Source organism: Legionella tunisiensis, assembly GCF_000308315.1.
Lineage (GTDB): Bacteria > Pseudomonadota > Gammaproteobacteria > Legionellales > Legionellaceae > Tatlockia > Tatlockia tunisiensis.
On the sequence record NZ_CALJ01000001.1, the window covers coordinates 1 to 10547 of the forward strand.

A 10547-nucleotide genomic window follows, 5' to 3' on the forward strand; every position below is an offset into this window, starting at 1 on the left:
TTACCTTATGACCGACTAATTGAAATTGACGCAATTTATTGAGCAAAACAGTATGTCCTAAATGAAGATCAGGAGCAGTAGGATCAAAGCCTGCTTTAATTGTTAGTGGCTGATTTTTTTGTATTTTTTTTCCAACTCTTGTTCTGGAAGTACCTCTTCACAACCACGTTTTAATTCGCTACACACTGATTCTTCGATTATCATAACAACAAAACCTTATTTTTAATGATTGACCTAACATCCTACAGCGAGTATCTTAGCCCGGTTATTCTCTTCTCGCTAGAGTATAGATAATCAGAAGAGATTAGAAGTATTAAAGCTTAAGTGGTAATGACTAGTTGTGACTGATTCATCAATCTATTGATTGGGTTGAGGCACCTTAACTAAGCGGTCAGGACCAGAAGATGACTGTAAATAAATTTACTGTAGCATTTTAATAACAGCATTCTCCAGGATGACAGTAGTAAAGGCGAAACATGGATCAACGACCCAATGTCTCATTAGAAAATTCTGCAAAGCCATCAAAATTACTGGCACTTATTGCCTTGGTGATCGCTTTTTCTCTGCCTTTTATTTTAGTCAAGACATTCTCTCACAAGCACAGAACTGGTTACAGTGAGAGCCGTTTATCAGTACCAGAATTGGAAGAGCCCAGTTCTATTCCAGTCACTGCTGTACGACAAGCAGCCGCCAGCGTGCGAACTCAAAACAAAACCATAGCAACACCAGCCAAATCAGCACAGAATACTTCGAAGGTAGCAGCACAACCCTCTAAAACGACCGAACACGCATCGGCAGCAACAAAGCCAAATCCCGTTGCGCCTACCCAGGCACCAGCAGCACCTGCACCAGAAAATGAGTGGAAAACTGTCATCACCAAGAGTGGTGATTCACTGACTACTGTCTTTAATCGCTTGGGGTTAAGTCCGAAAATATTACAAGCAATCATTCGCGATAATCCACATACCAGAGCACTCACTCATCTCAAGCAAAATCAGCAATTACAATTTTTGATCAAAAAGCAAACTCTGCAAAAAATGATAGTGCCTTTTAGTGAAACCCAGTATTTAGTCGTTTCTAAAGAAGGGACACGTTATAAAAGCACAGTGAACTCGCGCAAGATAAATAGTTACAACCATTACGTAGCCGCAACTGTACGCGGTTCGCTATATGGCACCGCCAAACGAAATAACATTCCATATAAACTCATTCAGCAAATGACTGAAATTTTTACCTGGGATATCAATTTTGCCAAAGAAGTACGGGCAGGCGATCAATTTACTATTATCTATAACGCGTTCTATATTGAAGATAAAGTAGTTGGCACGGGGGATATTATTGCTGTTAGTTATAAAAATCGCGGCAAAACTTATCAGGCCATTCGCCATACAGATAGAGCAGGGAATTCAGAGTATTATTCCCCTCAAGGGACGGGGTTAAAAAGGCGTTCAATCGATACCCGCTTCGCTTCAGTCATATCAGCTCAACGTTTAGCCTATCAAGAACTCATCCTATTTTGCATTATAAGCGTCCTCATAAAGGCGTTGATTTGGCAGCTCCAATTGGTACTCCAATAACTGCAACGGGTAGTGGCCGTATTGAAATTATTGGTCGTCAGAGTGGTTATGGCAATATGATAAAGATAAGCCATAACAAAACTTACAGTACAATTTATGGCCATATGCTGAAATTTCAAAAAGGGTTATCCAGAGGAACTTATGTCAAGCGTGGGCAAATTATTGGCTATGTAGGACAAACCGGATTGGCGACAGGCCCACATTGCCATTATGAATTTCATATCAATAGACAACCAAAAAATCCTACCACAGTTGATTTACCACGCGGATTACCTGTTCCCGCCAGAGAAATGGCTACTTTTAAAGCGAAGAGCAGCATGTTATTAGCCCAGTTAAAGCACTTTGAAAGGGCGGCTCTTGCCAGTAAAGGCCCTAATAAACCACGCCGCATAGCCTGATGCCCACCTTGAAGCTTTATAAATTTGCATCATTTTTGTTTATTTATTCAGTCCTGCAATAGCAATCCCCGGAATTGCCAATGCTAATGTTACAAGTACGATTAAAATAACAGCCGGTATAGAACTTCGTAGCCGGCTCAATAAACTGGGTAACGCTTTAGGTCTATGGCCAGATTTAACAAATTGAGGACTTGGTACTAACTCGAGGATAATGCCTGTAAAACCCTCATCAAACTCACTCCATGTTAAAACACGTGCTCCATAGGCCGGAGCATTAATATAGACATGGTGTTTACTTGCTCCTTTGAGAACCACAAAATGGTTAAACTCCCAATGAATGATTGCTGGTAAGTGAGATTGTACGATCTCTTCAGGCTCAATACTGTAAGCATTAACCTCCATACCATGTTTTTCTGCTGCTCGAAAAATATTGTCGGCTCTACTGCCATCACGAGAAACGCCACAATCATTACGTAAGACATCAAGAGGAATCCATCGGCCATAATCGCCAAAGCGACTGCACCACATTCAACTGACTCCATCTGCAAAATATTGGGTGTTTTGTTTATACGATAAAACAATTTAGTAATATCATAATTCATTAATCTATCCCTAAAAATCGTTTGATCGCCGGTATAAGCAAACTAATAGGAGGCTTTTTTTAGTAATAATATCTGCTGTGCATAAAGTACCGTTTGTCACAATCATATTAGGCCCCTTCGAGGCAGTCCATTTATAATGACTGGGTGTATCTGCTTTGATTAAATTAATCCGCACATACAATTGAGGTCCATACTTAGTAAAATCTTCCACTAATTTTTCATTCGACAAAACAGCCATCATGCTACTCTGACTACTGGGAAAATTAGCTATATCCTCGACAACACCGACAATACTACCGTACTCTTGTTTTGTGGCTGTACTAGGCACTACTGGGGCGACTGCAGGATTTTGGTTGCTACCAGGCTTAACATCAATGCCAGGCTTACGACCCCCAGAGATATTTTTAACTCTTCGGAAGAAAGTTTTGTTTTTAGCTGGGAGCCTTCTCTTTTCACTTTTTTGGACATATGAATCACCCATTAAGACAACTCTATTGGTCGATTATAGTTCATCAATACAAAAAGAGAGCATAAAGCGAATCAAGCAAAAAGATAACGACAAATAGCCACACTCGCAATAATACCCGCGAGATCTGCCAATAAACCAGCCGGAATCGCATGTCTTGTACGCTTTATACCGACTGCGCCAAAATAAACAGCAACAACATAAAAGGTTGTTTCTGTACTTCCCATCATCGTTGCGGCAGTCTTGGCAATCAGTGAATTACCTCCATGCTCATGGATTAATTCAGCCATTATTCCAGTCGAAGCACTTCCAGAAAAAGGGCGAATCAGGGCTAATGGGAGTAACTCCGTTGGCATACCAATGGCGGACAGTACCGGTGCAAGCAAACTGCCAAGCAACTCAAAAAACCGGAGGCACGTAACATACCTATAGCAACTATCATTGCGACAAGATAAGGAATAATGCTGACAGTGGTATCAAATCCCTGTTTGGCACCAGTTACAAAGGCGTCAAAAACATTAATTTTTTGAGGGCACCGTACAAAGGTATCCCAACAACAAAAGCAAGGAAGATCCAGTTAGACAATTGATTGGCAAAATTATTCATTGATGCTACTCATCTCTTTAATTCGGTAACTAGGTAATTTAGCGAGTTGTTTAACCGCGATAATCGCAACCAGGGTTGAAACAGACGTTGCAACCAATGAGCTAAAAATCACACTACTGGGATGCGTACTGCCATTTGCAGCAAGAAAAGCAATTGCAGTAGCCGGAATCAGTTGCACACTTGAGGTATTAATCGCCAGAAAGGTACACATAGCGTCACTCGCTTCTTGCGTTTGTTCATTCAAACGCTGCAACTCTTTCATAGCCTGCAAACCGAACGGTGTAGCAGCATTGGCGAGTCCTAATATATTAGCCGAGATATTAAGTATCATCGCTCCCATGGCAGGATGATCAACCGGGACATCAGGAAACAAAGGACGCATTACCGGCCGTAGTAGTTTGGCAAAACGATCAACCAAGCCTGATTCTGAAGCAATGGCCATAATACCTAACCATAAAGCCATGATACCCGTTAACCCCAGAGCAATCTCAAAACCAAGCTTTGCAGAATCCGTCACTGCATGAACAACTTGTTCAATACGTCCCTGGATTACTCCGACAACGACAGAAAGCAAAATCATTCCCAGCCATATAGCATTAAGCATTCTTGTACCTCAACAACGTCATAGGTTAAAATATGTACTCCACACGAATGAGGAACGTTATGAATAGGGTTTACCAATGTCTAAAAATAACAACATCTATTGTTTGGATTGGTTGTCTGAGTCTTTTATCATTCAATACCAATGCAGCTATTCACCCCAAACAACAACAGGCCATTGAAACAATAAACCAACTATATCACAGCCTGAATGAGATGCAGAAATCTGATATGACGTCCAGGCTTGATACTATCAGCGCTCAATTTTTAGGCAAACCCTATGTCCTTGGCGCTCTCGGCGAAGGCAGCCATGCTCGTTTTGATCAAGAACCTCGCTATCGGACAGATGCCTTTGACTGTGAAACTTATGTAACGACAGTACTGGCCTTGGCACTAGCTAATGACACGAAAGGATTTAAACAATGTCTGAGCAAACTGCGCTACCATAATAATGGGCAGGTTAGCTACATCACTCGCAATCATTTTACCGAGCTGGATTGGAACCTAAACAATCAGCGTCAGGGTTTTGTCAAAGATATCACTGAGTCCTTTCTAGATAAAAACAAAGTTCCTGTTGCCAAAATAGCCAAGGCTTTGATTGATAAACCTTCCTGGTACCAACATTTCACCCTGGCAACCATCCGCTTGCAATCACAGGATAAAGAAGAACAGACAAAGCGATTGGCCGAACTGAAAAGCAGAGGGAGCAAATTACCGAGAACCAATGCTGAACTTCCATACATACCCTTGACTAGCTTGTTTAACGCAAAAGGTGAACCCAACCAATATCTGTTTGCTCAAATACCTGACGGAGCAATTATTGAAATCGTAAGACCCAACTGGAATCTTCGCGAACAAATTGGTACCAATTTGAATGTATCTCATTTGGGCTTTGCATTTTGGAAAAAAGGGGTACTTACCTTTCGACAAGCGTCGTCAATTTATAATAAAGTCGTTGATGTTTCCTTGATTGATTATCTCAAAGAAGCACACGAGAAAAGCCCCACGATCAAAGGTATCAACGTACAAATCGTTGTACCCAAAACCCCTCTGACTAATAGCTGTGGTATATCCGCCTAGAACGATCGCTCTCAATCTTGCTGGCATGAAAAACCAGCAAGGTTGTAAATTTAAATAATACAATAGCTGCCAATAGCAATGGTACGGTTATAAGGTAATTTATAAAAATCAATATTTAGGTTTGCAGAATAGTTCCGCATTAGAAAAGCAAACAACTTTTCTTGCCAAAAAACATCAGCGTCTTTCTTTCCCGCGAGGCCACAACATTAGGCACCTCAACAAGATAAGTTGCAGCCTCGACATTCATTTCAAAAGGTAATACACCCTTCTCATTAGCCATTGTTAAAGCATGCGGGATAGAAATATTATCCATGAATCCGTAATGCAACGTTAACTGACAAATTTTCTTATCCAGTGGATTTACTTCAAAACGCTGGCTGTAATGCACATGCGGTTTGTTTTCTACTATGTAATTTACTATCAATATATTTTCTGGAACAGCGAGGCTTAATTTAAGAAAATGGAGAAAACTACCGCCACTGCGATCGTAAATATCGGTAATGAAGATAGCCGTCAATCCTGATAATTGATTAAGGGATTTGTAATGTAATTGTTTGATAATTTTAGAAATATCTTCTTTCTGCATATAAAAATTATGAATTAAATATTGCAATCCTAAGTTCCAGGTATACATGATGAAAGCAACAACTAAAGCAAAACAGACTGGAACCCAACCACCTGTTAAGAATTTATGAGCGTTGGCACCCAGGAAAGTCAAATCAATAAACATAAAAGGAGTAAAAACCAGGATAATGCGAGGCAAAGACCAACGCCATACATTGCTCGCAGCATAAGCAACCATAGTGGTAACCAATAACATATCTAAATTAACGGCAATACCATAGGCATGAGTCATGCCACTTGAGTTTTTGAAAATAAAGATGAGTGATAAAGTACCAACCAATAAAACAAAATTCATCTGTGGGATATAAATTTGTCCCATATGTTCTTTTGAGGTTTGCACAATGGGCAGTCGTGGATATAAACCTAATAAGACCGCCTGTTTGGTTAAGGAAAAAGTGGCTGAAATTACCGCCTGTGAAGCAATTACCGTAGCAATAGTAGCTATGAGTATAAGAGGTATGTAGAACCAATCAGGAGAGAGCATATAAAAGGGATTTTCGATGGCTTCCGGGTGTTCAAGTAAATGCGCACCTTGACCAAAATAATTTAATAGAAGACCGGGTAAAGCAATGCCAAACCAACTATAGCGAATGGGATTTTTACCAAAATGGCCGATATCAGCATAGAGCGCTTCACCACCTGTCATTACCAGGAAAACGCCTCCAAGCAAGAAATACCCTCTTAAACCATTCGTATGTAAAAAATCATAAGCATAGTAAGGATTGAGCGCTTTCAACACGACAGGATTATCAAAAATGTGTATGGCTCCCAAGGTACCAATGGTGACAAACCAAATCAGGATCATGGGTCCAAAGGCAGCACCAATTTTTCCAGTACCTTTCGACTGCATAATAAAAGTAAAATCAGAATGGTACAGGACAAAGGAATAATGAAATCATCAAACTGAGGTGCGATGACTTTAAGTCCTTCTATGGCGCTAGTAACTGAAATTGCCGGCGTTAACATACCATCGCCTAAGAGAAGACCAGCGCCAAAAATAGCTAAGAGATAGAAAAGAGATTCATGTGTCGTTTTTTTGCTTGAGTAGAGCCAATAAAGCCAGAACGCCGCCTTCACCCTCGTTATCCGCGCGAAAAACGATGACTAAATACTTAATGGAAATAACAAGAATCAATGACCAGAAAATTAGCGATAGAACACCAAGCACTTCTACCAAATTGATTGGTAAACCACTCAAGGTTTCACGCATGGCATACAGGGGACTAGTACCAATATCGCCAAAAACGACCCCTAAAGCACCCAAAGCCAAGGGGAAAGAAATTTTTTTCTCAGTAACCATAAATAAGTTAGGGGTATTGTAAAAGCGTTATCTAAACCACTATAACCAATCAGAGCAGAATTGCGTAGTGTTTATAAAACTATTTTTAACTTAACAAATTATTCCAGCAACTGTTGATTGCGAAATAGAGAGGGATGCTTAATAATGGAAAAATTCTTCTATTAAAGGAGCGGGAATGTCACACAAGAGCTCTCTTGGGCGCTTGGCCTTTGTTAGTTTATTGACTTTTGCTTTGAGTGGCTGCTACCGCCCACCCTATAACAATTTCAAACCCTATAACCGTACCTATATTCCTGCCAGCCAAGGTGCTTTGGCTGGAACCGTTGCTGTTGCTGCAGCAACCGGACCTGTAGGGGTAGGAACAGCAGCAGGTGCGGCAGTGGGAGCACTCGTAGGGCTTAATAAAGAGAGTCGACGCGCCGTTATTAATGAGCTAAAAAATTCGATATCCAGTTTGTTGAATATGGCGATACACTAACGCTCATAGTCCCTACTGATAAATATTTCGTCTTTAACCGTGCACGTTTCAACGAACTTTGTTATCCAGGTTTGTACAGCATCATCAAATTGATACAAATGTATCCTCAGCACTGTCCCGTTTATGTCGCAGGTTTTTCTGATGGTGTGGGTTCGCGCGACTATAAACGAAAAATGTCGCAAGCCCGAGCTGAAACCATGTTGACCTTTTTATGGGCTAATGGTATTCCTTCACAACGGTTGATCGCAGAGGGTTATGGTGATAAGAACCCTGTTGCAAACAACCAGCTTGTACGTGGCAGTGCTCAAAATCGCCGCCTGGAAATACAGTGGTTTAACAATTGTTCGGTTGCGCAGGCTCAACCTGCTCCCTTTATAGGCGTTTTCAAGTAGTTTTACTACCATACGCGCCCAGTAACTGGTAGGTGTATTTATGAAATCCAGATTTATTGGTGGAATACTTCTTATTGTCGGTACGTCTATTGGTGGCGGCATGCTTGCCCTGCCTGTAGCGAATGCAGCGACCGGCTTTTGGCAGTCCTCCCTTTTTTATTGCTCTGCTGGGCAATCATGACCCTCGGGGCGTTATTTATCTTGGAAGCCAATCTTTATTTGCCGCCCGGTAAACACATGGTTTCTATGGCTGCCGCAACGCTTGGCATACCAGGTTTATTCGTTGCTTGGCTAAGTTATATTTTTCTGCTCTATACCCTGTTGGCTGCTTATATTTCAGGAGGGGCTGACGTCTTTGGCAATTTATTCAGCAAAATCAATGTTCCCATCAATGAATGGCAGGCAAGCACTTTGTTCACTATCCTTTTTGGCCTGGTGGTTTACGGTGGGATCCGCCGCGTGGATTTGCTTAATCGCGGTTTAATGTTTGGCAAACTAGCAGTTTATTTTATTCTTATTGTGCTGATCACGCCTCATATTAATTTTACTCACTTTCAAGGCGGTCATTTCCAATATATCACGGGTACAGTAATGATTTTGATCACGTCTTTTGGCTTTGCGATCATCGTACCTAATTTGCGAGACTACTTTAATGACGATATCAAAACACTCAAACAGGTAGTATTAATCGGTTCACTTATTCCGCTTTTATGCTATTTAGCCTGGGATGCTGTCATTATGGGTAGCCTCGCTGCTAATGGCGACCATGGTTTAGTAGCACTGATGCATGACGAACATACCACGAGCGCCCTGGCAACTACACTGTCCAATACGGTACAAAATAGTGTAATTAGCTCTTTATTTAATTTCTTTACTTCCATCTGTATGCTGACTGCTTTTCTTGGAGTCTCACTTTGCCTTATTAGTTTCCTGGCAGATGGCTTAAACATGGCGCAAGAAGGTAAGCAAGGTTTCGGTCTGTTTCTACTTACGTTCATTCCCCCTTTGCTCATTGTCATTTATTATCCTGGTGCTTACATTCATGCTCTAAGTTACGCCGGCATTTTTTGCGTTATCTTATTACTACTGCTACCAGCATTAATGACCTTGTATGGCAGGAAAAATTTCCGAGCCGCTACCAAGTCCCTGGTGGGAAACTAGTCCAATGGATAGTGATCGCCTCTTCGTTGGTATTACTTATTAATGCAATTTGGCAATTAGTGGGTTAATCTAGTTAGTTCATGTATGAAATCTACGATACCGTTGACTTTAGAAGGTATTTTAATTTATCATATTGTTTTAATTTTAAACAAAATGGATGTGACCATGCCTGACTCGAAATTCATTGGTGGTCTATTGCTAATCGTTGGCACCTCAATCGGAGGAGGAATGCTGGCTCTTCCCGTATCGACGGCGGAGGTTGGCTTTACCAATTCAATTTTTTCTTGATTATGTGCTGGCTGGTTATGACCGTTGGTGCCTTGCTTATTCTAGAAGTAAATTTACGTTTACCAGCTGGCTCCAATATGGTGTCAATGGCAAAATTTACCCTTGGAAAACCAGGCCAAATTATTGCCTGGATCACTTATCTTTTTCTTCTCTACACACTGTTGGCCGCCTATATTTCCGGCGGTAGTGATGTTTTTAATGGTTTACTGCAAAAAGCCCATATGACTCTCCCTACCTGGTCAACCTCCTTGTTGTTTACCCTGTTATTTAGTCTAGTAGTCTATGCTGGGATTAGAGCCGTTGATTATGTTAATCGTGGCCTTATGTTTGGCAAACTTGGTGTGTATTTGCTATTGGTTATTATCATCAGCCCACACGTGGATCTAAGTAGCCTTCGAGGTGGCTCAATCAAAGCAATTACAGGTAGTTTAATGATTTTAGTCACCTCCTTTGGTTTTGCCTCAATCGTACCGAGTTTGCGCGAATATTTTAATGATGATATTCATGCGTTACGTAAGGTTATTCTTCTCGGGTCACTGGTTCCCTTGACTTGCTACATTCTTTGGGATGCAGTCATCATGGGTGTGGTGCAGCGAGAAGGCAGTGATGGCCTATTGGCGCTCATGACGAATGACCATGCTACAAGCGGCCTGACCAATGCATTGAGCAATGCCGTGCAAAATCAGTGGATTACTGGCTTTTTCGGCTTTTTTACTTCGATTTGTATGGTAACTGCTTTTTTAGGGGTATCCATTGGCTTATTTGATTTTTTAGCGGATGGTCTGACGCTGAAAAGAACCGGGTTACAGGGTAAATGGACTTTAATACTAACCTTTCTCCCACCGTTGGCAATTGTATTAATTAATCCCGGTATTTACCTCCATGCACTCAGTTATGCAGGAGTTTGCTGTGTCATTCTCTTATTGCTTTTACCCGCGTTAATGACCTGGCGTGCTAGAACCGTTGATCCCCGGG

The 10547-nt window shown here is 41.3% G+C and carries 10 protein-coding genes and 5 pseudogenes; 7 read left to right on the forward strand and 8 right to left on the reverse strand.

Features of this window, described 5'->3' with window-relative positions:
• Positions 1 to 204: pseudogene (locus tag BN58_RS29390) on the reverse strand (tyrosine--tRNA ligase); the annotation flags it as partial.
• 272 nt (positions 205 to 476) lie between these two features.
• On the opposite strand from BN58_RS29390, the gene BN58_RS20585 reads away from it, so the two are divergent.
• Both BN58_RS20585 and BN58_RS32145 read left to right on the forward strand, forming a co-directional pair.
• On the forward strand, positions 477 to 1577 hold the full coding sequence (locus BN58_RS20585; protein WP_232220199.1) for a hypothetical protein: 1101 nt from the start codon (positions 477 to 479) through the stop codon (positions 1575 to 1577).
• Positions 1550 to 1975 carry a M23 family metallopeptidase gene (locus BN58_RS32145; RefSeq protein ID WP_019215078.1) on the forward strand — a complete coding sequence of 142 codons (426 nt, stop codon included), beginning with the start codon at positions 1550 to 1552 and terminating at the stop codon, positions 1973 to 1975. The genes BN58_RS20585 and BN58_RS32145 overlap by 28 nt, the downstream gene beginning before the upstream one ends.
• 39 nt (positions 1976 to 2014) lie before the next feature.
• Here BN58_RS32145 and BN58_RS00010 read toward each other — a convergent pair whose 3' ends face one another.
• The 4 genes and pseudogenes from BN58_RS00010 to BN58_RS00025 form a co-directional block, all read right to left on the reverse strand.
• Positions 2015 to 2503, reverse strand: coding sequence for a cysteine peptidase family C39 domain-containing protein (locus BN58_RS00010; RefSeq protein ID WP_026069146.1), 489 nt, complete (start codon positions 2501 to 2503; stop codon positions 2015 to 2017).
• Positions 2504 to 2587: 84 nt separating this feature from the next.
• Complete coding sequence (locus BN58_RS00015; RefSeq protein WP_026069147.1) at positions 2588 to 3058, reverse strand: hypothetical protein; 471 nt, start codon at positions 3056 to 3058, stop codon at positions 2588 to 2590.
• A 59-nt stretch (positions 3059 to 3117) separates the two neighbouring features.
• Positions 3118 to 3649: pseudogene (locus BN58_RS36690) on the reverse strand (spore maturation protein).
• The gene (locus tag BN58_RS00025) at positions 3642 to 4253 is read right to left on the reverse strand and encodes a nucleoside recognition domain-containing protein (protein ID WP_019215080.1); all 612 of its coding nucleotides are present in this window, start codon (positions 4251 to 4253) and stop codon (positions 3642 to 3644) included. Before BN58_RS00025 ends, BN58_RS36690 begins: the two are co-directional and overlap by 8 nt.
• Positions 4254 to 4312: 59 nt before the next feature.
• Here BN58_RS00025 and BN58_RS00030 point away from each other — a divergent pair, with 59 nt between their 5' ends.
• Positions 4313 to 5329 carry an N-acetylmuramoyl-L-alanine amidase-like domain-containing protein gene (locus BN58_RS00030; RefSeq protein WP_019215081.1) on the forward strand — a complete coding sequence of 339 codons (1017 nt, stop codon included), beginning with the start codon at positions 4313 to 4315 and terminating at the stop codon, positions 5327 to 5329.
• 50 nt (positions 5330 to 5379) lie between these two features.
• Here the strand turns inward: BN58_RS00030 and BN58_RS37330 are convergent, their stop codons facing one another.
• The 3 genes and pseudogenes from BN58_RS37330 to BN58_RS20595 all read right to left on the reverse strand — a co-directional run.
• The gene (locus BN58_RS37330) at positions 5380 to 5469 is read right to left on the reverse strand and encodes a hypothetical protein (protein ID WP_408605431.1); all 90 of its coding nucleotides are present in this window, start codon (positions 5467 to 5469) and stop codon (positions 5380 to 5382) included.
• Positions 5469 to 5963 (reverse strand): KUP/HAK/KT family potassium transporter, encoded by a 495-nt coding sequence (locus BN58_RS37335; protein WP_408605432.1) that lies wholly within the window; start codon positions 5961 to 5963, stop codon positions 5469 to 5471. The genes BN58_RS37330 and BN58_RS37335 overlap by 1 nt, the downstream gene beginning before the upstream one ends.
• Positions 5943 to 7253: pseudogene (locus BN58_RS20595) on the reverse strand (KUP/HAK/KT family potassium transporter); the annotation flags it as partial. The pseudogene BN58_RS20595 and the gene BN58_RS37335, both read right to left, overlap by 21 nt.
• Before the next feature lie 175 nt (positions 7254 to 7428).
• On the opposite strand from BN58_RS20595, the gene BN58_RS32160 reads away from it, so the two are divergent.
• From BN58_RS32160 to BN58_RS20610, 4 genes and pseudogenes are all read left to right on the forward strand, one after another.
• The gene (locus BN58_RS32160) at positions 7429 to 7731 is read left to right on the forward strand and encodes a hypothetical protein (protein ID WP_232220203.1); all 303 of its coding nucleotides are present in this window, start codon (positions 7429 to 7431) and stop codon (positions 7729 to 7731) included.
• Between the two features lie 71 nt (positions 7732 to 7802).
• Positions 7803 to 8123 (forward strand): OmpA family protein, encoded by a 321-nt coding sequence (locus tag BN58_RS32165; RefSeq protein WP_232220204.1) that lies wholly within the window; start codon positions 7803 to 7805, stop codon positions 8121 to 8123.
• Between the two features lie 40 nt (positions 8124 to 8163).
• A pseudogene (locus BN58_RS20605) lies at positions 8164 to 9352 on the forward strand (amino acid permease).
• A 97-nt stretch (positions 9353 to 9449) separates the two neighbouring features.
• Positions 9450 to 10547, forward strand: a pseudogene (locus tag BN58_RS20610) (amino acid permease); the annotation flags it as partial.